Annotated in this window: 18 protein-coding genes; 13 read left to right on the top strand and 5 right to left on the bottom strand. The window is 64.4% G+C overall.

The features are described from left to right. Window positions 1-45: 45 nt before the first annotated feature. Window positions 46-753 (bottom strand): transglutaminase-like cysteine peptidase, encoded by a 708-nt coding sequence (locus I4484_RS12015; RefSeq protein ID WP_197447526.1) that lies wholly within the window; start codon window positions 751-753, stop codon window positions 46-48. A 241-nt stretch (window positions 754-994) separates the two neighbouring features. Here I4484_RS12015 and tssI point away from each other — a divergent pair, with 241 nt between their 5' ends. The 5 genes from tssI to I4484_RS11990 all read left to right on the top strand — a co-directional run bounded on the left by tssI (window position 995) and on the right by I4484_RS11990 (window position 9,093). Continuing rightward, entirely contained in the window at window positions 995-3,148 is a 2,154-nt protein-coding gene (gene tssI / locus I4484_RS12010) for a type VI secretion system tip protein TssI/VgrG (protein ID WP_197447525.1), read from the top strand. Next, entirely contained in the window at window positions 3,133-3,984 is an 852-nt protein-coding gene (locus I4484_RS12005; protein WP_197447524.1) for a DUF4123 domain-containing protein, read from the top strand. The genes tssI and I4484_RS12005 overlap by 16 nt, the downstream gene beginning before the upstream one ends. Then, the gene (locus I4484_RS12000; protein ID WP_197447523.1) at window positions 3,981-7,094 is read left to right on the top strand and encodes a hypothetical protein; all 3,114 of its coding nucleotides are present in this window, start codon (window positions 3,981-3,983) and stop codon (window positions 7,092-7,094) included. The genes I4484_RS12005 and I4484_RS12000 overlap by 4 nt, the downstream gene beginning before the upstream one ends. 23 nt (window positions 7,095-7,117) lie before the next feature. After that, window positions 7,118-8,107 (top strand): tetratricopeptide repeat protein, encoded by a 990-nt coding sequence (locus I4484_RS11995; protein WP_197447522.1) that lies wholly within the window; start codon window positions 7,118-7,120, stop codon window positions 8,105-8,107. 104 nt (window positions 8,108-8,211) lie between these two features. Next, window positions 8,212-9,093, top strand: coding sequence for a tetratricopeptide repeat protein (locus I4484_RS11990; protein ID WP_234283470.1), 882 nt, complete (start codon window positions 8,212-8,214; stop codon window positions 9,091-9,093). Window positions 9,094-9,206: 113 nt separating this feature from the next. Here I4484_RS11990 and I4484_RS11985 read toward each other — a convergent pair whose 3' ends face one another. The 3 genes from I4484_RS11985 to I4484_RS11975 are packed head-to-tail and all read right to left on the bottom strand — an operon-like array spanning window position 9,207 to window position 12,522. Beyond that, the gene (locus I4484_RS11985) at window positions 9,207-10,382 is read right to left on the bottom strand and encodes a cation diffusion facilitator family transporter (protein ID WP_197447521.1); all 1,176 of its coding nucleotides are present in this window, start codon (window positions 10,380-10,382) and stop codon (window positions 9,207-9,209) included. Next, window positions 10,379-11,566 (bottom strand): 1-acyl-sn-glycerol-3-phosphate acyltransferase, encoded by a 1,188-nt coding sequence (locus tag I4484_RS11980; protein WP_197451023.1) that lies wholly within the window; start codon window positions 11,564-11,566, stop codon window positions 10,379-10,381. The genes I4484_RS11985 and I4484_RS11980 overlap by 4 nt, the downstream gene beginning before the upstream one ends. A 26-nt stretch (window positions 11,567-11,592) precedes the next feature. Then, the gene (locus I4484_RS11975; protein ID WP_197447520.1) at window positions 11,593-12,522 is read right to left on the bottom strand and encodes a recombination-associated protein RdgC; all 930 of its coding nucleotides are present in this window, start codon (window positions 12,520-12,522) and stop codon (window positions 11,593-11,595) included. 169 nt (window positions 12,523-12,691) lie between these two features. On the opposite strand from I4484_RS11975, the gene I4484_RS11970 reads away from it, so the two are divergent. The 7 genes from I4484_RS11970 (at window position 12,692) to rpsA (ending at window position 23,229) form a co-directional block, all read left to right on the top strand. Continuing rightward, the gene (locus I4484_RS11970) at window positions 12,692-13,120 is read left to right on the top strand and encodes a thioesterase family protein (protein WP_197447519.1); all 429 of its coding nucleotides are present in this window, start codon (window positions 12,692-12,694) and stop codon (window positions 13,118-13,120) included. A gap of 187 nt (window positions 13,121-13,307) precedes the next feature. Continuing rightward, window positions 13,308-16,046 carry a DNA gyrase subunit A gene (gyrA, locus tag I4484_RS11965; RefSeq protein WP_197447518.1) on the top strand — a complete coding sequence of 913 codons (2,739 nt, stop codon included), beginning with the start codon at window positions 13,308-13,310 and terminating at the stop codon, window positions 16,044-16,046. A gap of 176 nt (window positions 16,047-16,222) precedes the next feature. Beyond that, on the top strand, window positions 16,223-17,308 hold the full coding sequence (gene serC / locus I4484_RS11960; RefSeq protein ID WP_197447517.1) for a 3-phosphoserine/phosphohydroxythreonine transaminase: 1,086 nt from the start codon (window positions 16,223-16,225) through the stop codon (window positions 17,306-17,308). Between the two features lie 3 nt (window positions 17,309-17,311). Beyond that, window positions 17,312-18,403, top strand: a complete 1,092-nt coding sequence (gene pheA / locus I4484_RS11955) for a prephenate dehydratase (RefSeq protein ID WP_197447516.1) — start codon at window positions 17,312-17,314, stop codon at window positions 18,401-18,403. A 2-nt stretch (window positions 18,404-18,405) separates the two neighbouring features. Continuing rightward, entirely contained in the window at window positions 18,406-20,688 is a 2,283-nt protein-coding gene (locus tag I4484_RS11950) for a bifunctional prephenate dehydrogenase/3-phosphoshikimate 1-carboxyvinyltransferase (RefSeq protein ID WP_234283471.1), read from the top strand. After that, window positions 20,685-21,374 carry a (d)CMP kinase gene (gene cmk / locus I4484_RS11945; protein ID WP_197447515.1) on the top strand — a complete coding sequence of 230 codons (690 nt, stop codon included), beginning with the start codon at window positions 20,685-20,687 and terminating at the stop codon, window positions 21,372-21,374. The genes I4484_RS11950 and cmk overlap by 4 nt, the downstream gene beginning before the upstream one ends. 178 nt (window positions 21,375-21,552) lie before the next feature. After that, window positions 21,553-23,229, top strand: a complete 1,677-nt coding sequence (rpsA, locus tag I4484_RS11940; RefSeq protein ID WP_197447514.1) for a 30S ribosomal protein S1 — start codon at window positions 21,553-21,555, stop codon at window positions 23,227-23,229. A 90-nt stretch (window positions 23,230-23,319) separates the two neighbouring features. Here the strand turns inward: rpsA and rimO are convergent, their stop codons facing one another. Beyond that, complete coding sequence (gene rimO, locus I4484_RS11935) at window positions 23,320-24,681, bottom strand: 30S ribosomal protein S12 methylthiotransferase RimO (RefSeq protein ID WP_197447513.1); 1,362 nt, start codon at window positions 24,679-24,681, stop codon at window positions 23,320-23,322. A gap of 180 nt (window positions 24,682-24,861) precedes the next feature. Between rimO and I4484_RS11930 the strand changes: the two genes are divergently transcribed. Continuing rightward, the gene (locus tag I4484_RS11930; RefSeq protein ID WP_197447512.1) at window positions 24,862-25,272 is read left to right on the top strand and encodes an SRPBCC family protein; all 411 of its coding nucleotides are present in this window, start codon (window positions 24,862-24,864) and stop codon (window positions 25,270-25,272) included. Window positions 25,273-25,483: the final 211 nt, after the last annotated feature.

The raw sequence follows: 25,483 nt of genomic DNA, 5'->3' as shown, positions 1-25,483 counted from the left end.
ATTCGTTCCGTTGCGTCGATCTTTTCTTGTTGTGTGGCTTTGTCATCAGATGAATCCCTGCTGCTGCATGCGCTCGATCACACTGCGCCAGCGCGACAGGCGTGCCACCGGATCCGCGCGCGACTGGCTGGAACTGCCGGCCCACAGGCCTTCGCTGTTGAAGCTGAAGACGGGGTCGAGATCGGTGCGCTGGGTGGCAGGCGTAATGGAAGGGATCAGGTTGTCGAGTACCAATGGCACCGCCGATGGCGTCTCGTAGTAGCCCAACACCATATGGGCCTGACTGATCTGGCTGCGGCCGATACGGGCGCGGACGTAGATCATGCGCAGCTTCGCGCCGGGGATGCCGAGCTCCTTGAGCGTCACGTACTTGGCGATCGAATAGTCCTCGCAGTCGCCCTGGCGCTTGCCCATGGTTTCCAGCGGCGTGGCCCAGTAGTCCTCGGCTCCCCAGATCTGGGTGTCCTCGAGCCAGCGCACGCGGCGGTTGAAGAAGTCGTTGACTTCGCGCAGTTGGGTGTCGAGGTCGCTGCCTTGCAGCCGGTCGAGCAGCGCAAACCACTCCTCGAGAATGGCGAGGCCCGAACTGCCATACAGGCGCTGCATGCTCTCGCGCAGCCGCCCACGGTTGATTCGCGCCTCGAGCGCCGTGGGGGATAGCCCCAGCCCCGTGGTCAGCAGCAACCCGCCCAGGCCGAAGAGGAATCGGCGTCGGCCAGGCTTGAAACCATGTGGGGCAGGGCGATGCGTCATCAGGCGCGCCGAAAGCTTGTTAAGGAATGTAAGCCATGGGCCGAGTATAGAGGAGTGCCAACCTCAGCACGATAGATAGGGAAAGAGTAAGTCGATATGACCAGGTTTTGTAAGACATTGCCGACATCTTGCGTCAGCTAAAAACGCTTCGTGCACGTTGCGCCTTGCTCCCTCGCTTCGCTTGCGTAACCTTGCGTATTTCTCACTTGCCTTTCACCCGGGTGACCAGAAGGAACCTCACATGGCCGACGCAACTGGATTGCAATTCACCCTGCAGCTTGCCGGGGCTGACTCGGCCGACCTGGCGGTCATCGACTTCACCCTGGAGGAGGCGCTCTCAGAGCCCTTCACCCTCACGCTGCGCTTCGCCAGCCGCGACGGCAGCCTCACCGCGATTGACATTCTCGACCGCCCGGTAACCCTGACGATCTGGCAGGACGGCGAGGTGCTGCGCCGGGTCAACGCCATCGTCAGCGAGTTCGGTCGCGGCGACCGCGGCCACCGCCGCACCATGTACTCGCTGGTCGCCCGCCCGGCGCTGTGGCGCCTCGGCCTGCGCCACAACTCGCGCATCTTCCAGCAGGTCTCGCCGCTCATGGTCATCAATACCCTGTGCGACGAGCGCAGCCTCACCGATATCGCCTTCGCCGCCACCCGGGAACCGCAGGAGAGGGAGTACCTCACCCAGTACCGGGAAACGGATCTCGCCTTCGTCGAGCGCCTGGCCGCCGAGGAGGGGCTGTTCTACTTTCACGAGTTCTTCGAGATAGGCTTCGAGTCGGGCGGCGAGACACCCAGCGCCGCCCACCGCCTGGTGTTCGCCGACGCGCCCCAGGCGCTGGCCCACCTGGGTGAGCGTACCTACCACGGCCGGGCCGGCGGCACCCCGCCCAAGCGCCACGTGCGCAAGCTCCAGCAGCTCGCCCGGGTCGCCCCGGCCTCGGTCACGCTCAAGGACTATTCGTTCAAGAACCCCGCCTACGCCCAGTTGCATGAACATGCCGCGGACGGCCTGGAAGAACACGCGCAGCGAGACGACTACGAACACTACGACTACCCCGGCCGCTACAAGGCCGACGCCTCCGGCCAGGCCTTCACCCGTATTCGCCTCGAACACCTGAGAAGCGACGCCCTGACCTGCGCCGCCGAAAGCGACCTGCCCGAGCTCGCTCCGGGCACCCGCTTCACCCTCACCGACCACGACCTCGACGAGCTCAACGTCGACTGGCAGGTGGTGAAGGTCACCCACCATGGCAGCCAGCCCCAGGCCTTGGAGGAGGACGGCATCACCCAGGGTGATGCGGCAGGGCTAGGGCACATGACCAAGTTCGACAACGAACTGATCCTCACCCCCGCCGACCGCGCCTGGCGCCCCAAGCCCAATCCCAAGCCCCGCGTCGACGGGCCGCAGATCGCCTTCGTCGTCGGCCCCGAGGGCGAGAAGATCCACTGCGACGAGCATGGCCGGGTCAAGGTGCAGTTCCCCTGGGACCGCTACGCCGAACCCAATACCGCCGGGGCTGAAGGCGAAGCCGCTGGAAGAGCGCCCAGCGCTTGGGTGCGCGTCTCCCAGGGCTGGGCCGGCGGCGGCTATGGCAGCATCGCCATTCCGCGGATCGGTCACGAGGTGGTCGTCAGCTACCTGGAGGGCGACCCCGATCAGCCGCTGATCACCGGGCGCACCTACCACGCGGTGAATACACCGCCCTACGCGCTGCCGGCGCACAAGACCCGCACCGTCCTTCGCACCCAGAGTCACCAGGGCGAAGGCTTCAACGAACTTCGCTTCGAAGACCAGGCCGGCGAAGAGCAGATCTGGCTGCACGCCCAGAAGGATCTGGAGCTGCTGACCAACAACGACCGCACCGAGGAGATCGGCCACGACAGCTTCCTCACCGTGCATCACGACCGTATCGGCGAGATCGACGCTGACGAGCACCACACCGTACGCGGCAACTGCCATGAGCAGACCGACGGCAATCAGCACCTCACGGTGCAGGGCACGCTGCACGTCAAGGCCGGCCAGGCCTGGCTCAGCGAATGCGGCCGCGAACTGCACGTCAAGGCCGGCCACAAGGTGGTACTGGAAGCCGGCAGCGAAATGACGCTCAACGCCGGCGGTAGCTTCCTCAAGCTCGACGGCGGCGGCGTGACCCTGGTCGGGCCCACGGTGAAAGTCAACGCCGGCGGCAGCCCCGGCTCCGGTTCGGGCCAGGCGGTGGAAGCGCCGCTGCTGCCGGGCCGGGCAGTGCCGGAGGTGCATGAGGCGATACCGCCCACCGTGCTGCCCAAGCTCAAGGACTACCAGCTCTCCGAGGCCACGCTTATGCCGCTGTGCGGCAAGCTGAGCGAGACCACCTGCAGTCGGGGGGATTGCCCATGCCTGGCTGGTTGAGTCGAATCGACGAGCGCAGCCAGCGAGTCGACACCCTGGCAAGCGGCTTCGCCGCTCATCGTCCCGCCTATCTGGTGCTCGACCAGCGCCGTGCCCCAGAGCGCTGCGCCGCCCTCGTGGGCCAGCCCGGCTGGCGCGACTACCTGACGCTGTTCGCCGGCACGACACTGGCGCCGCTCATCGAAGCCAGCCCCTGGCTGGTCGAACTCAGCATAGGCAGCCAGGCCTGGCAGGCCGCCGCCGCGTTGTGCCAAGAGCAGCGCATTGGCTGGGCCTTCCAGCCCGCGCATGACACCCGCCTCGACGACCTGGCCGATCACCTGCGCCAGCTGTTCGTGCTCGACGACCCCCACGGCGGCCAGTCGCTGGTCAACGTGCAGGACCCCACCGCCTGGACGGCCCTGCTCGCCGCCGGCAGCGACACCGCCTACGCCCAGCTCATCGGGCCGCTGGGGCAGGTCGTCACGCCAACGCCGCTGCTGCACTGGCAGGCGTGGCAGCAGGTCGATGAAGTTGGCGAGGACGCGAGCGAGACCATGGCACCGCCGCTGACCCATGAGCTGGAACAAGCCCTCAAGGAGAGTCCCCGCGCCTGGTGGCTGAGCGCGGCAACCGACATGCCACTGCAGGAGCTGCCACCGGCGTGGCTGGAGCGGCTCGGGCGGCTCGAGACCGCGGGTATCCACCAGGCCCATCATCTCCAGCGTTTGCTGCCTAGAGTGCAGCATGAGCCGAATCCCGAGACGGGCTGGTGGGCCCAGGCGACCACCACGGAGATCCTTCAAGCGGCCATGCCGGCCTGGAAGAAAGTCGACGCACTGGAGGCGTCCGCATGACTCAGGACAACACCACCGAATGGCCACCATTCATGCCCGCGACGACCGCAGGCGGTTCCATTGTCGGCGAGAGCCAGCACGTATGCCAGGCGTCGGAGTGGGTGGATATCCTCTATCTGGTCGGAACCGGCCGCTTCTGGCTGCTGACCGAAGACGCCGCCGAGCTTCTGCACGAGGCGGCCCATGAGCTTCATCAGTGGGCCAGCCTCGAGGATCCGGACCAGCGCAACGCCACCTTGTCCGAGAACGCCGGGATCATGGAGTGCTTCCTGCCCGCTTCACCGATCAGCTTTCTCAGTGAGGCAGACCGTGAGAAGTACCAGCGACTCAGCCGGCAACTGGAAGACGTTCAGGTCCGCTCTCTGGATCCGGGGGCCCCAATGGGGCAGCGGATGACCGGCGGCTATGAGATGGCAGCCATCGCGCAGGAGCAGCAACGGCTCTATCAGGAAGGGAAGCGCATCGCCCGAAGTGCTGGCTATGAAATTGCTGGCGACAGGTTTTATGGGCCCTGGGAAGAGGAGATCCAGCAAGCTCTGGAGCGTTATCGCCAGGCGAGACGTGACGCCGTTCGGCGTTCACGGGCGGTGCCGCCCAGTGCGGATGAAGCCGAAATGGCGCCGCTGCGTACCTTGCAGGAAGCCTTGGTCGAGTATCAAGGCTTCATCCAGCGCTGCGAAACGCAAACGCCGAATGCTGCCAGTGCCGAGTGCCAGTTGGCCGACATGTTCACCATGGAACAGCTTCGCAGCGGCACCCTGTATGGCAACTACCTGGAAAGCATACTCGACCTCGCCGCATTGGGCTTCGCCACACCGGAATACGCCCTGGCCGCTCCCTCTCCAGCCGCTCCCACGGTGAGGGACGGTATCAGTGGCTTCGACCGCTACAACGACGTGCTGCGTGAACAAGCCGAGCTGCTCGCCGAGGTGGAAACCAAGCTTCAGGAGTGGCAGGCCAGCACCGGCGGCCATACCGCTTTGCCTCTGTTCCTGTTCAGCGACGAGCGCGACCGCTACCAGAGCATGACCGAAGAACTCGATGCCCTGCACGAGCAGGCCAAGCGTGCGATGGAAGCCATGCGTCCGCACCGCGTCCTGTTCTGGCAGGCCGACTTGGCGGACGAGCGCAATGCGTTCGGCTATGAGAAACGTCAACTGGATGTGCTGGTGCGTAACGACTGGCCGCTGCGTGAATGCAGCGCGGCGGGAGGCGAGCGCTCCTTGAGCCATGTCAGCCTGCATGTGCTGATGGACCGTATGGCCACCGCTGAACGCAACGCCGTGGCTCCATTGTTGGTAGTCGACGGGGTACTGCCGGAAACGTTATGGGAGGCTCCCGAGCAAGCCCTTAGCCATTGGCTGAGCCTCAAAGGTTGCCAACCCATCGACTGGCGTGGTGAGTGGCACGACGACGAACTGGGGCTGTTTCAGCCCGAGCGTTTCTTTGCCGACCTGGACGCCCAAGGATACGAAATCGCCAGCCTGGCGGACGACGCGACCCGCACGCGCTGGGGCGAGACGCTGGAGCGGATCCTGTTTACCGGGCCGGCCAAGGACACCCTGCGGCTGTTCGACGCCAGCGCCCAAGCGCAGATGCTGCGATTGGTGGGAATGACCCAAGGGGAGTTGAAGGACGGAATCTCCGTGGAATTTTCCGGCCCGCTGCGACTGGCCGAACCGCTCGAAAGCGAACTGGAAACTCACCAGTTGGAAGTCAACGCTGGTAGCAGCGAGGAACCGCTGCGACAGGAGTGGGATTTCAAAGGCACCTATCATCTGGCACGTGGCGAGGTGAGCCTGGGTGTGCTGGAACTCCCCAAGGCCGATGAGGCCCCACGCGTCTCGGTGAGATTACCGGCTCGCGACAACGAGGAGCGCAGCCTGGGCCGCTACGCCTTACGCCTGGAAACGGTGGCCAAAGGGTTCGCCGGGGCCAGCCTGGCTCTCAGCGGCAAGGTCGGCCTGTCGATCAACCGTGACCTGAGTGTAGAGAGTGAAGACCGCGTATCGCGATTGGGAGTCGGTGCCAACCTCAAGGCTTTCGCCGGGGTGCGCGGAGGGTTGGAGAGCCGCTGCGAGCTGCGCTGGGAGCCGCCAGAGGACATTGCGATGCGCGCACCGATGCACCAGGCAATGGACGCCTTCACCCGGCGCAACCAGCTGAGTCAACTGCAGGAGTGGCGCAGCCTGGGCATGGTCAAGGGCAGCCTCGAAAGCGGCAAGGGCAAAGGCTTCGAACTCGACTACCAGCTTGGCATCCACAACGGCAAGTTCGTGCTGCGTGCCAAGGCAGCGCTATTCTTCGGCCCCGGTGCGAGTGGCAGTGTGGGCATGGAGCTCGATAACCGCCATCTGGATCTGTGGCTCACCATGCTGCATCGTGACTTGGTAGCCAACGGCTACGAACACCTCGACTGGCTGGACGAAGAAGCCTTCGAGGAATTCAGCAACTTGGGCTATGTCCTGACCCTGACGCTATTGAACACTGGGCTGCTGCTGGCCCAAGGGCGAGAGTGGTTCCGGAGCCTGCGCCACGAGCTCAGTCGCTCGGAACGGGCCGGGCCGATTGCCCTTGCCCTGACACGCCCGCTAAGTCGCGAGCAGGAGAATCAGCGTATCCGATGGGTACAACAACTCACGCCAGAAGCCTTGGGATCGCTGCTCTTCTTGCTGAGCAGTACACCACAAGGCTTCTCGATGGACGCGATTGCCGACCGTCAGACCATGGTTAGCTTAAGTGGGGATGGTGGGGATGGGAACGACAGCCCCACATTCAGCGCAGACCAGGCTCTCGATTACCAGCAGATCGCCATCGCCAATTGTCTGGAATGGATCGTGGATGGCATGACGCGTAATGTGTACGGCCGTTGGCCAGAAAGCGGGGCTCACCCTGCCCAGCTATTGTTCACCAAGGCCGTGGCTCGCATGACCGTCAATGGACGGCGGACCACCAATTTTGCTGGATTGGACTATCAGAATGGCATATATGCTCTAGATGATTTCATGAAGCGTTTGAGTGGCTCTACAGGTCTTATTGCCCAGCAAGCACAAGATGCTCGCGCTAGTTATAAAATGTCCTCAGCGCAGCTGAGCTCTCACTTACGCTGATTAAGTCTTAACAGGAAGTTTTTATGTCAAAAATTAAGACCCTGTGGGGAATTTGCCTAACACTAGTGCCATTAACTGGATGGGCCCTCTTGGGCGACAGTGAGCAAACCGCTAAAGAAGAAGGGATGATTGATTATAACCTTGGCTATCTTCTTGACGCTATTCCTAAGCTTGAAGTTGCGGCCGAAGCAGGTGATGTCGAGGCCATGTATTATCTTGGCGAGTCGCATCGTATCGCTCACATGGGTATGACGCGTGAGGCGTTGGATTGGTATCACCTGGCCGCTCAAGAGGGCGATCCCTATGCCATGCTGCGCCTCGAGTCGGGTAAAGTATGTGCACTAGCAGATGTCTGTCCCGAGAATGGCGACAACTGGGCAAAAGCTGCACTGGAAATTACGCTGCCAAAGGCTGAGGAAGGTGACCTTTACGCCATGGGGGCATTGTTTAATATTTATGGTACTCTTGGTGAGCATCAGCAGGCCATCGCCTGGCTTGAAAAATCAGCGGAGGCAGGCAACCCTCACTCTCAGCACTGGCTGGGCACACTTATCTATGAAGACCGCAACTTCACCCCGGATAATGATGAACGCCATCAACTAGCGGAGGAATGGTTTCGACAGGCAGCGGTACAAGGCTATGTTCCGGCTATGCTTGGCTTGAACTCAGTGCTATCAGCTCAAGAAAGGTTTGAAGAAGCCTGGGAATGGGGGGAAAGAGCCGCAGACAAAGGATCCACGACTGCGTTGCTTGGCATAGCGAACTGTTATATTAACCCGCGTTTGAGTGTTGACTGTATTGTTACCCCAGATCCTATCAAGGGCTGGGCAGTGTTAGAAGCCATGCAAGAGGTTCTTAACGACCAATACTCTCGCCGGGCCATGAGGCTTAGGCATGACCTGCTGACGGATGAGCAGAGAGAAGAAGCGCGAGAGGCTGCTCAGCCGCTGGTCGAAAAGTGGTCCTCTAATAACCCGGCATTATCGAACTTTCCAGAAAAATATGGCTTCTGATGATGTCACGTGTCGGAACAGGTGTGCTCCTGGCACTACTAATGCTCCCGACGTCCAGCTGGGCTCTGCTTGACGAAAGTGAGCAAGCCGCGAAAGATGAGGGTATGAGGCTTTACAATATTCATAAGCGTGCCTCAGCCATCCCCTATTTGGAAGAAGCAGCGGAAGCTGGTGACGTTGAGATTATGTACTATCTAGGGGAGGCTCACCGCCTGCGTCACATGGGTATGACGCGTGAGGCGCTGGACTGGTATCACATGGCCGCTCAGCAGGGCGATCCCTATGCCATGCTGCGTCTCGAATCAGGCAATGTATGCAAGCTCGGGGACGTATGTCCTGAAGCAGGAGACAATTGGGCTGAGAGTGCACTTAGCATCGTCCTACCCCAAGCCGAAGACGGCGATGCCGAAGCGATGGGTACGCTATTTCATGTGTACCTTGCCCTTGGTGAACATACCGAAGCGGTAGATTGGCTGAAAAGTGCTGCAGAAACTCACGACCCAGTATCACAATATGTGCTGGGTGTAATTATTCAAGAGGATGAGAGCTATATCCCTGACGAGGAAGAACGTCTCGGAACCGCAGAGCGCTGGCTGCAAGATGCTGCCGAGCAAGGGTATGTCCCTGCAATGGATCGGTTGGCTATGGTCATGAGACAGCAAGGGCGTGATGAAGAAGCTTGGACATGGCTTGTCAAGGCGTCGGAAGGGGGGCACAAAAGCGCAAGAGGGAATATAGGCTGGTGTCTACTTAACCCTGAGGAGCGAGGAGAAGACTTCTGTCCTCCTGAAGAGGATCGAGTTAAAGGATGGGCGATATTGTTCTCTATTCATCAAGAAACTGGTGACAGAGCGTCAAGAAATATTATGTCCAGGAATAGAGAAAGGCTGACTGAAGAGGAAATCGAAGAAGCAGAAGCCCAAGCTCAAGAGTGGCTGGGAAAGGGGCCGCCTCTTTCTGAGTATCCACCCAGATACGGTTTCTGATGTCGTCACGTATCGGAATAGGGGCGCTCGCTGTGCTACTGCTCAGCCCGGCCAGCGCCTGGGCACTGAATGCCGAGACCCAGGCCGCCAAGGACGAGGATGCGGCTTCAGCTTCAGCCCTTCCCCGGCCCCTGCCACACCCGCAGCCGGCCCAGCCAGGTCAGCTCGTGGGAGGCTTGGCGCAACTCTTGGGCGGCCTCTTCCAGGCTCTGTTGGGGCGGTAGTTCACTCACGTAGACCGAGACGTCGATCTGTTCGGCCAGGTAGTGCAGGTCGAGGGCAATGCGGTCTTGCCAGGCGGGGCAACCCTGCCACGCCTCGTCGAGCATGCTCTCAACGTCCTGGCGCAGCGGCAGGCCGGGGCGCAGGCTGTGTTCGATCTGGTCCGAATCGTCTTCGGGGTCGATATGGAAAGTCACGTCGGCCAGTTCGGGGTAGGCGTTGCGCAGCTGCCGGCTGACCGCATTGCCGATCTCGTGGGCCTCGGAAACGGTCAGCCGGGGCGGTACCACGATATGCAGGTCGAGCACCACGTGACTGCCCACCGAGCGGGTGCGCAGGTCGTGGACGCTGTCCACCCCGGGCACCGCTTCGGCGATGGCCTTCATCTGCACCTGGTCGTTCTCTGGCAGCGCGGTGTCGATCAGCTCGCGACCCGATTCCCACAGCAGCCGCCAGCCCACCTGGCCGACCATGATGCCGACGATGATGGCGGCCACCGCATCGACCCAGCCGGCGCCGAGCTGTGCCGCCACCAGGCCGACCAGCACCACGCCGGTGGAGAGGGCGTCCGAGCGTGAGTGCCAGGCGTTGGCCTCGAGCAGTCGCGAGCGGATGCGCTTGGCCACGATCATGGTGTAGCGGAAGATCCACTCCTTGGCGGCCAGGGAGGCCACGGCCACACCGATGGCCCACAGACCGGGGGCGGGGATGGGCTCGCCGGCGAGCAGGCGGGTGAGGCTGGCCCAGGCGATGCCGCCGGCCACGAAGATCAATACACTGCCCAGCCACAGCGTCGCCAGCGTCTCGATCCGGCCATGGCCGTAGGGGTGGTCGCTATCCGGCGCCTGGCGGCCGAAGTGGGTCGCCGCCATCACGAAGCCATCGGTGACCAGGTCGGAAAAGGAGTGGATGCCGTCCGCGATCAGGGCGGCGGAGCCGACCAACCAGCCGGCCACGATCTTGAGCAGCCCGACCGCCAGGTCTATCACGGCGCCGATCAAGGTGACCCGATGCGCTTCACGCGCCTGGGCGCCGCGGTCGGGTGGCAGGTGGCCGGGGGCGTTCATGACGACGTGTCGCTGCCTGCGAGCAGCGCCGCCTTGTTGCGCACGGGGTTGGCGTACTGGGCCAGCCACCAGTCGCGGAGCTCGGTGGGAACCTCGTTCAGGCGCGCCTGGAAGCGTGCCCGGTCGACGTCGCTGACCTCGCTCATGTCCAGCAGCTCGGGCGCGTCGCCCAGCGCTTCCAGGGCTAGGTAGTGGCTGGGAAAGAGGTGGTACCCACCGACCACCTGGCGGTCGATCTCGGCGGCCACCGCTTCCGGGGTGTCGAAGCCGGTGCCAAGCGGCTCGCCGAAGCGCAGCTCCACGCGGCCCTTGTGTCCGGTGATGCCGGCCACGATGGACTGAATGTCCTCGAACTCACTCTTCTCGTAGCGGCCATGGTTGTGGATGGCGTGCAGCTCACGCGCCTTCTGCAGGTCGCAGGGGTCGTACTCGTAGCTGATCGATACCGGTACCATTCGCAGCTCGGCGATGGCATCGCCGATGGGGGCGCTGCGGTCTTCCTGGCGTCGGGCCATGGTCAGCATCTTGATGATCGCCGTGTCGGTACGGTCGATGCCGTCCTTGGCGCGTCCCTCGCGCTGGGCCATCCAGATCGAATGGTTGTCCTCGGTGATCGAGTGGCGAATGTAGCTCGAGAGGTTCTGGTAGGCCGCCAGCATGGCGCGCTTGCCACGCAGGGCACGCGGCACGATGAAACTCTTGTTGAGCCGCATCAGGTCGGTCACGTAGGGCTTTTTGAGCAGGTTGTCGCCGATGGCGATTCGCACGGTGTCGCGCCCCGCGCGGTGCAGGGCGTAGTTGACGAAGGCCGGGTCCAGCGAGATGTCACGATGGTTGCCGATGAACAGGTAGGCGGTATCGGGATTGAGCCGCTCCAGCCCCTCGACGCGGAAATCGTCGGTGGAGGTGCGGATCATGCGCGCCATGTAGTGGGCCACGCGCATCTGGAAGTCGTGCACGCTGGCCACGTCGCGCGTCTCGCGGCGAATCACGTAGGAGGCCAGGGCGCGGGCAAGCCAGGGCAGCGTTCGGCTCAGGCGGGGCAGCCGGTAGCGGGTCAGGGCGTCCAATAGCTCGCGGTTGGTGGCCAGGTGCGCCAATACCGCCGCTACCTCGTCGTCCCGGTAGGGGCGGATGTCGGCCCAGGGATCCGTGGAAGTCGTACCTGTCGCGGTGTCGGTCATCGGTGTGTCTTGGTTGCCGGGTTGAATCATTCACTTTCCTGCGGGGCGGCATTGGCTTCGCCGCCCAGCCAGGCGATCAGCTGCTCCACCTCTTCGGCCAAGGCCTGGGCCATCAGCATGAAGTCGGCTTCGAGGCGCACGATGGCATCGCCATCGTCCTCGATCTCGCCCGCTTCGTCGATCAAGGCATCGCTGAACCGCAGGGACTTGAGGGTCAGGTCGTCGTGCAGCACGTAGGCGAGCCTGCCCTCGATCTCCACCCCCAGGCGGCTGGCCTGCCGGCCGGCGGCGAGCAGCTGCTGGATCTCGTCGCTGTCCAGGTCCACCTGGCGGGCGCGCAGGACGCCGTCGTCACCCTTGGCCTTGAGCTCGACCTGGTCGCCGAGCTGCAGCGAGGCGGGGCGCGAGCCCTCCTCGGCAAGCCACTGGGTCATTGCGCGCATCGGCAGGGTCTGGGTCGCCAGTGGCGTCACCTTGAGGCTGCCGAGGGTCTCGCGGAGCAGGTCCAGCGCTTCCTCGGCACGCTTGCGCGAACTGGTATTCACCGCGATCAGGTTGCGTCGGGTATCCCACCACAGGTCGACCTTCTGGCTGCGAATGAAGGCGCGCGGCAGCAGCTCCTCGTAGATCTGCTCCTTGAGTTCCTGCTTCTCCTGGCGGCGCAGTTTGCGCCCCTCGCGGGCCTCGATGTCGGCGCCGCGCTCTTCCAACTCTTCGCGCACCACGCCGGCGGGCAGCAGTCGCTCATGCCGCAGCATGGTCATCAGGCGCTGCCCCTGCAGTTCATGCAGCAGGGAGGTGCCGGCGCGCCCCGCGGGAGGGCACCAGCCCACGCGCCTGGCCTCCTGGCCGCCGGGCGAGCGAGCCACCTGCTCGGCCAGGGCGGCTTCCAGGTCGGCGGCCGGAATCCCCGCCGACCCGTGCAGGCGGTAAAGGTGCAAGTGCTTGAACCACATGGTGCAATTCCCTGGGCAAAAGGACGCATATTATGGCGAAGGGGGGATCAGGGTTCCAGTGGCAAACGGTGTCAGGATTCACCTGAATTCAAACTGTTGTTTGAATTCGGCGCGATGGCAGGCCTAGAATCGGGCGGCAGCATCATCGACCGAGCAAGGGGGCCCGCCCATGGATAACCGCATTTCCCGCGTCACCCTGCGTGTACGTGGCTACCACCTGGATGGTTATGGCCACGTCAACAACGCCCGCTACCTGGAGTTCCTGGAAGAGGGGCGCTGGGGTTACTTCGATGACCGCCCCGAGCTCGCGCGGTATTTCGCTTCCGGTAACCCGGCCCTGGTGGCGGTCAACCTCAACATCAACTATCGCCAGGCCGCGGTGGGTGGTGACGATCTCGAAGTGCTCACCCGAGTCGCCGAGCTGGGCCACCGTAGCGCCCGCATCCATCAGGAGATCCGGCGCATCGGTGACGGCCAGCCGATTGCCGATGCCGACCTCACCTTCGTGCTGTTCGACGTACGCAACCAGCAATCCATGCCCATCGAGGGCGAGATCCGCCAGGCCCTGGAGCCGCTGGTGCTGCCGAAGGAGGCATGAAGGGGAAACATGAGCGGCAACATCATCTTGTCGCTTGTGTCCAGCCTTCCTTTGCACTGTCCCGCACGCTGCCTTTGTGTTGCCCGGAGTGGTATGATGGCAGGCTGTAATGGCGCGCCGCCGCCTTGGTCACGGTTTGGCCCGAGGAGCGCGCCAGTTCGCTGTAGCGCAAAGGATTCGACAACCCATGGGTGACATCGCCAGAGAGATTCTGCCAGTCAACATCGAGGACGAGCTGAAGCAGTCGTACCTCGACTACGCCATGAGCGTGATCATCGGCCGTGCGCTGCCGGACGTGCGCGACGGGCTCAAGCCGGTGCACCGGCGCGTGCTGTTCGCCATGCACGAACTCGGCAACGACTGGAACAAGCCTTACAAGAAGTCGGCCCGCGTGGTGGGCGACGTCATCGGTAAATATCACCCCCATGGCGATAGCGCGGTCTACGACACCATCGTACGCATGGCGCAGGACTTCTCCATGCGCCACGTGCTGGTCGACGGCCAGGGCAACTTCGGCTCCATCGACGGCGACAGCGCCGCGGCCATGCGTTACACCGAAGTGCGCATGGCCAGGCTCGCCCACGAGCTGCTGGCCGACCTCGACAAGGACACCGTCGACTGGGTCGACAACTACGACGGCACCGAGCGCATTCCCGACGTGCTGCCGACCAAGGTGCCCAACCTGCTGATCAACGGCTCCTCGGGCATTGCCGTGGGCATGGCGACCAACATCCCGCCGCACAACATGGGCGAGGTGATCGACGGCTGCCTGGCGCTGATCGACGACTACACCCTGACGGTCGACGACCTGATGGAGTACATCTCCGGGCCCGACTTCCCCACCGCAGGCATCATCAACGGCCGCGCCGGCATCCTCGAGGCCTATCGCACCGGCCGCGGGCGCATCTACGTGCGCGCCCGCCACACCATCGAGCACGATGACAAGACCGGCCGCGACCACATCATCGTCACCGAGCTGCCGTACCAGGTGAACAAGGCGCGGCTGATCGAGAAGATCGCCGAGCTGGTCAAGGACAAGAAGATCGAAGGCATCGCCGAACTGCGCGACGAATCCGACAAGGACGGCCTGCGCGTGGTGATCGAGGTCAAGCGCGGCGAGTCCGGGGACGTGGTGGTCAACAATCTCTTCGCCCAGACCCAGCTGCAGAACGTCTTCGGCATCAACATGGTCGCCATCGAGGATGGCCAGCCCAAGATCCTCAACCTCAAGGAGGTGCTCGAGGCCTTCATTCGCCATCGTCGCGAAGTGGTCACACGGCGCACCCTGTACGAGCTGAAGAAGGCCCGCGAGCGCGGTCATATCCTCGAAGGTCTGGCCGTGGCCATCTCCAATATCGATGAGGTGATCGAGCTGATCAAGGCCTCGCCGAGCGCCGCCGAGGCCAAGGAGAAGCTGCTCGACAAGGTCTGGCAGCCCGGCCAGGTCACCGCCATGCTCGAGCGCGCCGGGGCCACCTCGTGCAAGCCCGAGGAGCTGGAGGAAGGTTTCGGCCTCAACACCACCGGCACAGAGTATCGCCTGTCGCCGGCCCAGGCCCAGGCCATCCTCGAGCTGCGCCTGCACCGCCTGACCGGCCTCGAGACCGAGAAGCTGCTCGACGAGTACCTGGGCATTCTCGAAAAGATCGCCGAGCTGATGGCCATCCTGGCCTCCAGCGAGCGTCTGCTCGAAGTGATCCGCGAGGAGCTCACCGCGGTGCGCGACCAGTTCGGCGATGCCCGCCGCACCGAGATCCAGGCCAGCCACCTCGACCTCTCCATCGAGGATCTCATCGCCGAGGAGGACATGGTGGTCACGGTGTCGCGTACCGGCTACGCCAAGACGCAGCCGCTTTCCGACTACCAGGCCCAGCGCCGCGGCGGACGCGGCAAGTCGGCGACCAGCATGAAGGATGAGGACGTCATCGAGCACCTGCTGGTGGCCTCCACCCACGACACCGTGCTGCTGTTCTCCAACAAGGGCAAGGTCTACTGGCTCAAGGTCTACGAGATGCCGGCGGCCAGCCGCGGCTCACGCGGCAAGCCGCTGGTCAACCTGCTGCCGCTGGACGAGGGCGAGTCGATCAACGCCATCATGCCGGTGAAGGATTACAGCCCGGACTGCTACATCTTCTTCGCCACCGCCAAGGGCACGGTCAAGCGCACCAGCCTCGACCAATTCTCGCGTCCGCGTAGCGTCGGCCTGATCGCCATCGATATCGAAGAGGGCGACCGCCTGGTGGGCGCCGCCATCACTTCCGGCAACGACCATGTCATGATGCTGTCGTCCAATGGCAAGGCGATTCGCTTCGAGGAGAGCAACGTACGCGCCATGGGGCGTACCGCCCGCGGCGTACGCGGCATGAAGCTGCTGGGCGATGCCGAGGTGATCAGCCTGATCATCCCCCAGAGCCAGCAGATCGACGCCGACGCCGACGCCGACAGCGAGACGGAAGGCGAGGAGGGCACCGCGCTGGAAAACGGCAACGGCGGCCAGATATACATCCTCACCGCCTCCGAGAACGGCTACGGCAAGCGTACCCGGCTCGAGGAGTTCCCATTGCGCGGGCGCGGCGGCCAAGGCGTCATCGCCATGCAGACCAGCGAGCGCAACGGCTCCTTGGTGGCTGCCATGCAGGTCTACTCTGCCGACGAGATGATGCTGATCACCGACCGCGGCACCCTGGTGCGGACTCGCGTCGACGAGGTCTCGATCACCTCACGCAATACCCAGGGCGTGATGCTGATCCGCCTGGGCAACGACGAGAAGCTGGTCAAGACCGTGCGTATCGACGAGCCCGACGCGGAGAGCGAGCCTGAGAATGGCGATGAGGGCGAAGCGGAGGACGCACCGAAGGCCGAGCTGCAGGCTGGGCCGGATGCGGACGGAAACGAGGGTGTAGAAGAGAACCGGAACGACGAATAAGCGCGTCTGCATAACCGGAAAGCGATGAGCTGTTCCGGCGACGAGCCTCGCGAGGGCGCTGTGAACCCATCCCTGGGCGCCACTTTTGCCATCCATGGCAAAAGACCCTCGCTCCGGCTCGTCCCCGGCGCTCATCTCGCCTGGCCACGACATGAGTAGAACGGAACACCACGCTGATGACACGCCACTACAACTTCTGCGCCGGTCCCGCGGCGCTGCCCACCCCGGTGCTCGAGCGCGCGCGGGAAGAAATGCTCGACTACAACGGCCGCGGGCTCTCGGTGATGGAGATGAGCCACCGCTCGCCGGAGTTCGTGGCCATCGCCGAGCAGGCCGAATTCGACCTGCGCGAGCTGCTCGCCATACCCGAGAACTACAAGGTGCTGTTCCTGCAGGGCGGCGCCAGTCTGCAGTTCTCCATGGTGCCGATGAACCTGCTGGGGCAGGGTGGCACGGCCAACTTCCTCTACACCGGTATCTGGGGCAAGAAGGCGCTGGCGGAAGCGAAGCATCTTGGCTTTGCCGTGCACCTGGCAGGCTCCAGTGAAGCCAGCGGCCACACCGAAGTGCCGACCCAGGCGGAGCTGGTGCTGTCGAGTGACGCGGCCTACCTGCACTACACCGCCAACGAGACCATCGGCGGGCTGGAGTTCGACTACATTCCCGACGTCAGCGTGCCGCTGGTATGCGACTACTCCTCGAGCATCCTGGCCGAGCCGCTCGACGTATCGCGCTTCGGCGTGATCTATGCCGGGGCGCAGAAGAACATCGGCCCGGCAGGCCTCACCCTGGTGGTGGTGCGTGACGACCTCCTGGATCGGCGCTGCCAACGCATCCCCAGCCTGTTCGACTACCAGGCCGTGGCCGAGGCGGGCTCCATGGTCAACACGCCGCCCACCTACGCCTGGTACCTGGCGGGTCTGGTGTTCCAGTGGCTCAAGCACGACATCGGCGGGCTCGAGGCCATGGCGACCATCAACGCGCGCAAGGCGGCCAAGCTGTATGCGGCGATCGATTCGAGCGGCCTCTACTCCAACCCCATCGCCTTGCGCAATCGTTCGCGCACGAACGTGCCCTTCGTGCTCGCCGACGAACGTCTCGACAAGCCGTTCCTGGCGGAAGCCGAAGAGGCCGGGCTGCTCAACCTCAAGGGCCACCGCAGCGTCGGCGGCATGCGGGCGAGCCTCTACAACGCCGTACCCGAAGCGGCCGTCGATGCGCTGATCGACTTCATGGCCGACTTCGAGCAACGCAGGGGATAAGCCATGACCGATAGCCCCACCAACCTCGACTCGCTGCGCCAGCGCATCGACGAGCTCGACAACGAGATCCTGCGCCTGATCAGCGCCCGTGCCGATTGCGCCAAGCAGGTCGCCGAGGTCAAGACCAAGCACGACCCCAGTGCCGTCTTCTACCGTCCTGAGCGAGAGGCCCAGGTGCTGCGCCGGATCATGGAGCTCAACCCAGGCCCGCTCAACAGCGAGGAGATGGCGCGGCTGTTCCGTGAGATCATGTCCGCCTGCCTGGCGCTGGAGCAGCCCACCAAAGTGGCCTATCTCGGCCCCGAAGGCACCTTCACCCAGCAGGCCGCGCTCAAGCACTTCGGCGAGAGCGCGGTGAGCATGCCGATGGCCGCCATCGACGAGGTCTTCCGCGAAGTGGAAGCGGGGGCGGTCAACTACGGCGTGGTACCGGTGGAGAACTCCACCGAGGGCGTGGTCAGCCACACCCTCGACTCGTTCATGGACTCCTCGATCCGCATCTGCGGCGAAGTGGTGCTGCGTATCCACCACCACCTGCTGGTCGCCGACACCACGCTGCGCGACAAGGTCTCTCGGGTCTACTCCCACCCGCAGTCCCTGGCCCAGTGCCGCAAGTGGCTCGACGCCCACTACCCGCGCGCCGAGCGGGTGCCGGTGTCGTCCAACGCCGAGGCGGCGCGCATGATCAAGAGCGAGTGGCATAGCGCCGCCATCGCCGGTGACATGGCCGCCAAGCTCTACGGCCTGGAGAAGGTCGCCGAGAAGATCGAGGATCGCCCCGACAACTCCACGCGCTTCCTGATCATCGGCAGCCAGCACGTGCCGATGTCCGGCGAGGACAAGACCTCCATCGTGGTTGCCATGCGCAACCAGCCCGGCGCGCTGCACGACCTGCTCGAGCCGTTCCACCGGCACAGCATCGACCTCACGCGGCTGGAGACACGGCCCTCGCGTACCGGGGTGTGGAACTACGTGTTCTTCATCGACTTCAAGGGCCACGTGGACGAGCCGCGGGTCGCCGCGGTGCTCGAGGAGGTGCGCCTGCGCGCCTCCGAAGTCAAGGTGCTCGGCTCCTACCCCGTGGGTGTGCTGTAAGCGTGGTGGGCGGTACGACACCGAATGAAGCGCGCCTCCTCATCGTCGGCCTGGGGCTGATCGGCGGTTCACTGGCCGCCGCGCTGCGCGCGGCAGGCTTTGCGGGCACGATCCAGGCATGCGACCCGGATCCCGGCGAGATCACGCGCGGCATCGAGATGGGCCTGATCGACGCTGGCGACACTCGCCTCGCGCCGCTGGTGGAAGGTGCCACGCTGATCGTGCTGGCGGTGCCGGTGCTGGCCATGCGCAGCGTGATGACCGAACTGGCCGCCGCACTGCCGACGGAGGCGCTGGACGGCGAAGCCCCGCGTGTGGTGATCACCGACGTCGGCAGCACCAAGGCTGCGGTGCGCGATTGCGCCCTGGCCGCCTTCGGCCGCCTACCGGCCGGGCTGGTGCTGGGCCACCCCATCGCCGGCTCCGAGAAGAGCGGCGTGGCGGCCGCCGATCCGCGGCTCTACGTCAACCACAAGGTGATCCTCACCCCCGCCGCCGAGACGGCCCCCGTCGCCGTGGCCCGGGTGCAGGTGCTGTGGCGTGCCTGTGGCGCGGAAGTGCTGGAGATGGACGTTGACCGCCACGACCAGGTGCTGGCGCGCACCAGCCACCTGCCGCACCTGCTCGCCTTCTCGCTGGTGGACACCCTGGCGCGCCAGGACGAGCGGCTGGAGATCTTCCGCTACGCCGCCGGCGGGTTTCGCGACTTCACCCGCATCGCCGGCAGCGACCCGGTGATGTGGCGCGACATCTTCACCGCCAACCGCGAGGCGGTGCTGGCCTCCCTCGACGACTTCCAAGCGGGGCTCGGCCGGCTGCGCCAGGCAGTGGAAGCGGGCGACGGCGATGCTATGCTTGCCATCTTCGACCGTGCCAGCCACGCCCGGCACTATTTCGACTCTCTCCTGAACCAGACCAGTTATCAGGCGGAATACCAGATGCAAGAACAAGGCAGACTCACCTTCCGGGCCGCGCCCGGTGGCCGTGTGGCCGGGCGCATTCGCGTACCGGGCGACAAGTCGATCTCCCACCGCTCGATCATGCTCGGCGCGCTGGCCGAAGGCGTCACCGAAGTGAAGGGGTTCCTGGAAGGGGAGGACAGCCTGGCCACGCTGCAGGCGTTCCGCGAGATGGGCGTGGCCATCGAAGGCCCGCACCAGGGGCGGGTCACCGTGCACGGCGTCGGCATGCGCGGTCTCAAGGCGCCCTCCGGCCCGCTCTACGTGGGCAACGCCGGCACCGCCATGCGCCTGTTCGCCGGCCTGCTGGCGGGGCAGGCCTTCGACACCGAACTGATCGGCGACGCCTCGCTGACCAAGCGCCCCATGGGCCGCGTGGCTGACCCGCTGCGGCTGATGGGGGCGAAGATCGATACCGCCGAGGGCGGTCGCCCGCCGCTCAGGATCCACGGCGGCCAGGCGCTCAAGGGCATCACCTACGACATGCCCATGGCCAGCGCCCAGGTGAAGTCCTGCCTGCTGCTCGCCGGGCTGTATGCCGAAGGCGAGACCCGCGTGCGCGAGCCGGCGCCCACCCGCGACCACACCGAGCGCATGCTGGCCGGCTTCGGCTATGAGGTCCACCGCGAAGGCGATACCTGTTGGCTGCAGGGCGGCGGCAAGCTCACCGCCGCGCCCATCGACGTGCCCTCCGACATCTCCTCCGCCACCTTCTTCCTGGTAGCCGCCGCCATTACGCCCGGCTCCAACCTGATCCTCGAGCACGTGGGCATCAACCCCACGCGGATCGGCGTGATCAACATCCTTCAGCTAATGGGCGCCGACCTTCGCCTGTTCAACGAGCGCGAAGTGGGCGGCGAGCCGGTGGCCGACCTGCACATCCGCTACGCACCGCTCAAGGGCATCGACATCCCTGTCGACCAGGTGCCGCTGGCCATCGACGAATTCCCGGCGCTGTTCGTCGCCGCCGCCTGCGCCAGGGGCACCACGCGCCTGCGCGGCGCCGAGGAGCTGCGGGTGAAGGAGTCGGACCGTATCCAGGCCATGGCCGACGGTCTGGCGACCCTGGGCGTGGAACACACCGTGATGGAGGATGGCATCGACATCGTCGGCGCAGGCGATCGCGAAGTGGCCTACGGCGGGGGTCGCATCGACAGCCTGGGCGACCACCGTATCGCCATGTCCTTCGTGGTGGCCTCCCTGCGCGCCGGCGAGGAGATCGTCATCGACGACTGCGCCAACGTCGCCACCTCGTTCCCCGGCTTCACGGAACTTGCCAGGGTCGTGGGGCTCCGAGTCAGCGAAGAGCAAGAGGAACGCGCATGAATGATACGGCCAAGGTGCTGACCCTCGACGGACCCGGTGGTGCCGGCAAGGGCACCATCAGCCGCCTGGTCGCCGAGCGCCTCGGCTGGCACCTGCTCGACAGCGGCGCCCTCTACCGCCTCACGGCGTTGGCGGCCCTGCGGCATGGCGTGGCGCTGGACGACGAGCCGGCACTGGAGCGGCTGGCCGCCGAACTCGACGTGGTCTTCGTGGCCGAAGAGGCGAGCACCCGCGTGCTGCTCGAAGGCGACGACGTCAGCCGCGAGATCCGTACCGAGCAGGTGGGTGATGCCGCCTCCCGGGTCGCGGCGCTGAACGGTGTGCGCCAGGCGCTGCTGCAGCGCCAGCGCGACTTCAAAAAGCCCCCCGGGCTGGTGGCCGACGGGCGCGACATGGGCACCGTGGTATTCCCCGACGCCGAGCTCAAGGTGTTCCTCACCGCAAGTGCCGAGGAACGCGCGCGCAGGCGCCGTCTTCAGTTGCAGGAGGCGGGGGTGGATGCTAGTCTATCGAGTCTTTTGAAGGAAATTCAGGCACGCGATGCACGCGACATGCAGCGCAGCGTGGCACCGCTCAAGCCGGCCGATGATGCCATCACGCTTGACACCACGAGCCTGAAGATACCGGAAGTGGTGGAACGGTTGACGGAGTGGCTCGCCGAGCGCGGCCTCGTCCCCGAGACTTGATCTCCCTTGCGGCGCCCTCGAGCGGATGTCATGGCATGGTCGGGCAACTCACTCTTGCAAGCCCGGCCAGGTCCAACCAGCGCTAACATCCCCGGGGGTTTGGTAAATAAGGCCCGCACTCGCTGGTGGTGCGGAGAAGGCGGCAACGCCTCAACACCGTTGATCACGTAGGAAAATCATGAGCGAAAGCTTTGCTGAACTGTTTGAACAGTCACTGCAGGACATCAACATGGAGCCGGGCGCCATCGTCACGGCTACCGTCGTCGACATCGAGGGTGACTGGGTCACCGTCAATGCCGGCCTGAAGTCTGAAGGGCAGATTCCCGCGGCGCAGTTCCGCGACGACAACGGCGAGCTCACCATCGCCGTCGGCGACGAAGTCAGTGTCGCCCTGGAAGCCGTCGAGGACGGTTTCGGCGAGACCCGCCTGTCTCGCGAGAAGGCCAAGCGCGCCGAAGCCTGGAAGGTGCTGGAAGCGGCCTTCGAGAAGGAAGAAATCGTCAAGGGCGTGATCAACGGCAAGGTCAAGGGCGGCTTCACCGTCGACATCGACTCCATCCGTGCCTTCCTCCCGGGTTCCCTGGTCGACGTGCGTCCGGTGCGCGACACCACGCACCTCGAGCACAAGGAACTCGACTTCAAGGTCATCAAGCTCGACCCCAAGCGCAACAACGTGGTCGTGTCCCGCCGCGCCGTGCTCGAAGCCGAGAACAGCGCCGAGCGTGAAGCCCTGCTCGCCACCCTGCAGGAAGGCCAGCAGATCGTCGGTATCGTCAAGAACCTCACCGACTACGGCGCCTTCGTCGACCTGGGCGGCGTCGATGGCCTGCTGCACATCACCGACATGGCTTGGAAGCGCATCAAGCATCCGAGCGAGATCGTGGCCGTGGGCGACGAGATCAACGTCAAGGTGCTCAAGTTCGACCGCGAGCGCAACCGCGTCTCGCTGGGCCTGAAGCAGCTGGGCGAAGACCCGTGGGTCAACATCAAGGACCGCTACCCCGAGGGTACCGTGGTACCGGCCCGCGTCACCAACCTCACCGACTACGGCTGCTTCGCCGAGCTGGAAGAGGGTGTCGAAGGCCTGGTTCACGTCTCCGAGATGGACTGGACCAACAAGAACATCCACCCGTCCAAGGTCGTCAACATCGGCGACGAAGTGGATGTCATGATCCTCGACATCGACGAGGAGCGTCGTCGTATCTCCCTGGGTATCAAGCAGTGCACCCCGAACCCGTGGGAAACCTTCAGCGCCCAGTACAACAAGGGCGACCGCGTGTCCGGTACCATCAAGTCGATCACCGACTTCGGTATCTTCATCGGTCTGGAAGGCGGCATCGACGGCCTGGTTCACCTCTCCGACCTCTCCTGGTCCGAGACCGGCGAAGAAGCCGTGCGCCGCTTCAAGAAGGGCGACGAAGCCGAAGCCGTCATCCTCTCCATCGATCCGGAGCGCGAGCGCATCTCGCTTGGCATCAAGCAGCTCGACTCCGACCCGGTGGCCGAGTACCTGGCGGTCAACGACAAGGGCTCCATCGTCTCCGGCCGTGTGGTCGAAGTCGACGCCAAGGAAGCCCACGTCGAGCTGGCGACTGACGTCGTCGCCGTGCTCAAGGCCTCCGAGATCAGCGCCGACCGCGTCGAAGACGCGCGCAACGTGCTGAGCGAAGGCGATACCGTCGAAGCCCGCATCGTCAGCGTCGATCGCAAGAACCGCACGATCAACCTGTCGATCAAGGCCAAGGATCAGGACGACACCCGTCAGAACCTGAAGAAGCTGCGCGAGCAGGAAGTCGAGACCGGTGGCCCGACCACCATCGGCGACCTGATCAAGCAGCAGATGGGTCAGGACTGATCGTCCTCCGGGCTCCGCTCGCGGAGCCCACGAGCCAAGGCTCAAACAAGAACGCCGCCTCGAAGGGCGGCGTTCTTGCGTCTGGGCTTTCTATGCGGAGTAGAAGTCTAGAAACTTGACCGGCTGCGCCTCCTCGACCACCTCCGCCCACAGGTCGTACTCGTCGGCATTGGTGACACGAGCGCGCACCACGTCGCCGGGGCGCAGGGTGCGCTTGGACGCCAGAAACACCATGCCGTCGATCTCGGGGGCGTCGGCTTCGCTGCGGCCGATGGGACCGTCCTCGTCGACCTCGTCCACCAGCACTTCGACCTCGCGGCCGATCTTCCGCTCCAGGCGGGCGGCAGAGATCTGCTGCTGATGCGCCATGAAGCGCTCCCAGCGTTCCTGCTTCACGTCGTCCGGCACCGGCTCCAGGCCCAATTCGTTGGCCGGCGCGCCCTCAACCGGTGAGTACTGGAAGCAGCCCACGCGGTCGAGCTGGGCTTCGCTCAGCCAGTCGAGCAGGTACTGGAAGTCCTCCTCGGTCTCGCCGGGGAAGCCGACGATGAAGGTGGAGCGAATGGTCAGCTCGGGGCACAGCTCGCGCCAGCGCTTGATGCGGGCGAGCGTCTTGTCCTCGAAGGCGGGGCGCTTCATCGCCTTGAGCACCTTGGGGCTGGCGTGCTGGAAGGGAATGTCCAGGTAGGGCAGGATCTTGCCCTCGGCCATCAGCGGGATCAGCTCGTCCACGTGGGGGTAGGGGTACACGTAGTGCAGCCGTACGCGAATGCCCAGCTCCGAGAGCGCCTCGCACAGCTCGGTGAGGCGCGTCTTGACCTCGCGGCCGCGCCACTCGCTCGGCGCATAGCGCAGGTCCACACCATAGGCGCTGGTGTCCTGGGAGATCACCAACAGCTCCTTCACGCCCGCCTTGGCCAGGCCCTCGGCTTCGCGCAGCACGTCGCCCACCGGGCGGCTGACCAGCTTGCCGCGCATGGAGGGGATGATGCAGAAGCTGCAGCTGTGGTTGCAGCCTTCTGAGATCTTCAGGTAAGCATAGTGGCGCGGGGTGAGCTTGACGCCCTGGGCCGGCACCAGGTCGATATGCGGGTCGTGCCGGTGCTGGTGCGGGGCCGCCTCGTGCACGGCACCGACCACGCGCTCGTACTGCTGCGGGCCGGTCACCGCCAGCACGCTGGGGTGAACGTCGCGAATCGCGCTCTCGTCCACGCCCATGCAGCCGGTGACGATCACCTTGCCGTTCTCGGCGATGGCCTCGCCGATGGCGTCGAGCGATTCCGCCTTGGCGCTGTCGATGAAGCCGCAGGTGTTGACCACCACCACGTCGGCATCGTCATAGCTGGGCACGATCTCGTAGCCGTCGGTGCGCAGCTGGGTCAGGATACGCTCGGAATCCACCAGCGCCTTGGGACAGCCCAGTGAGACGAAACCGACCTTGGGTGTGGACATGGTCTACCTCAGAGGAAAAATGTGGCGTTTTATCTCGCTCGACGATTTGTTGGGTTACCTTGGACGAATGCTTGCGTAAGCGAAGATTAGCTATTCGCGTTAGCTATCGCCTAGCAGGACGGGTAACCTGCGGAATGAAAGTGGAGCATTTTAGCGTCGTACAGCAGCATAGGGAACCGCATGGCCACGATCGAACACAGCGCCATTCTCAAGGCCCCGCCGGAGCGGGTCTTTGCCCTGTTGGAGCGAGTCGAGGATTTCGCCGACTACTCCGACCTGATCAAGGCGATCGAGCCGCTCGGCGACGAGCGCTACCGCTGGCATGTACACGCCGTGGGCATGGACTGGACCTTCGACGTGGCCATCACCGAGAACCGGCCACCCGAAGTGTTGGCCTGGGAGTCGGTGGATGGCGTGCACAATCAGGGCTGCTACCGGCTCAGCCCGGTGGAAGAGGGCACCGAGGTCTCCTTCACGCTGACCTATGCCATCCGCAACCGCCTGGTCGAGAAGGCCGTCACCAGGGCTGCCAAGCCGCTGGTGAACAAGGTCAGCCGTCAGATTCTCGAGCGGGTGGAAGCTCGTCTATAGCAAAATTTGATCGTCGAACCCTCTACTAGTCCTCGAGGGCAAGGACTACACTCGACTCGACGAGGCCGCTTCGGTCTCATTGAGGAATGCCGTCGTGTTTGAAGGGCTGATGTGGTGCCTTGCGGTGCTGGTGGCTCAGCTGGTCCTCCTCCATTATATCGATCGGCGTGTCGCCGCCATGCCGCGGCTGAAAGAGCCGCCTCTGGAAACG

It is taken from the genome of Halomonas sp. SS10-MC5 (genome assembly GCF_015992245.1).
In the GTDB taxonomy this organism is placed as follows: Bacteria; Pseudomonadota; Gammaproteobacteria; order Pseudomonadales; family Halomonadaceae; genus Halomonas; species Halomonas sulfidoxydans.
This window is presented reverse-complemented; position numbering and strand designations above follow the sequence as displayed.

What these genes read in the sequence shown, in the direction of transcription:
- I4484_RS12015 (WP_197447526.1), bottom strand. Translation starts at nt 753, where the DNA reads ATGACGCATCGCCCTGCCCCACATGGTTTCAAGCCTGGCCGACGCCGA.
- tssI (WP_197447525.1), top strand. Translation starts at nt 995, where the DNA reads ATGGCCGACGCAACTGGATTGCAATTCACCCTGCAGCTTGCCGGGGCT.
- I4484_RS12005 (WP_197447524.1), top strand. Translation starts at nt 3,133, where the DNA reads ATGCCTGGCTGGTTGAGTCGAATCGACGAGCGCAGCCAGCGAGTCGAC.
- I4484_RS12000 (WP_197447523.1), top strand. Translation starts at nt 3,981, where the DNA reads ATGACTCAGGACAACACCACCGAATGGCCACCATTCATGCCCGCGACG.
- I4484_RS11995 (WP_197447522.1), top strand. Translation starts at nt 7,118, where the DNA reads ATGTCAAAAATTAAGACCCTGTGGGGAATTTGCCTAACACTAGTGCCA.
- I4484_RS11990 (WP_234283470.1), top strand. Translation starts at nt 8,212, where the DNA reads ATGAGGCTTTACAATATTCATAAGCGTGCCTCAGCCATCCCCTATTTG.
- I4484_RS11985 (WP_197447521.1), bottom strand. Translation starts at nt 10,382, where the DNA reads ATGAACGCCCCCGGCCACCTGCCACCCGACCGCGGCGCCCAGGCGCGT.
- I4484_RS11980 (WP_197451023.1), bottom strand. Translation starts at nt 11,566, where the DNA reads ATGACCGACACCGCGACAGGTACGACTTCCACGGATCCCTGGGCCGAC.
- I4484_RS11975 (WP_197447520.1), bottom strand. Translation starts at nt 12,522, where the DNA reads ATGTGGTTCAAGCACTTGCACCTTTACCGCCTGCACGGGTCGGCGGGG.
- I4484_RS11970 (WP_197447519.1), top strand. Translation starts at nt 12,692, where the DNA reads ATGGATAACCGCATTTCCCGCGTCACCCTGCGTGTACGTGGCTACCAC.
- gyrA (WP_197447518.1), top strand. Translation starts at nt 13,308, where the DNA reads ATGGGTGACATCGCCAGAGAGATTCTGCCAGTCAACATCGAGGACGAG.
- serC (WP_197447517.1), top strand. Translation starts at nt 16,223, where the DNA reads ATGACACGCCACTACAACTTCTGCGCCGGTCCCGCGGCGCTGCCCACC.
- pheA (WP_197447516.1), top strand. Translation starts at nt 17,312, where the DNA reads ATGACCGATAGCCCCACCAACCTCGACTCGCTGCGCCAGCGCATCGAC.
- cmk (WP_197447515.1), top strand. Translation starts at nt 20,685, where the DNA reads ATGAATGATACGGCCAAGGTGCTGACCCTCGACGGACCCGGTGGTGCC.
- rpsA (WP_197447514.1), top strand. Translation starts at nt 21,553, where the DNA reads ATGAGCGAAAGCTTTGCTGAACTGTTTGAACAGTCACTGCAGGACATC.
- rimO (WP_197447513.1), bottom strand. Translation starts at nt 24,681, where the DNA reads ATGTCCACACCCAAGGTCGGTTTCGTCTCACTGGGCTGTCCCAAGGCG.
- I4484_RS11930 (WP_197447512.1), top strand. Translation starts at nt 24,862, where the DNA reads ATGGCCACGATCGAACACAGCGCCATTCTCAAGGCCCCGCCGGAGCGG.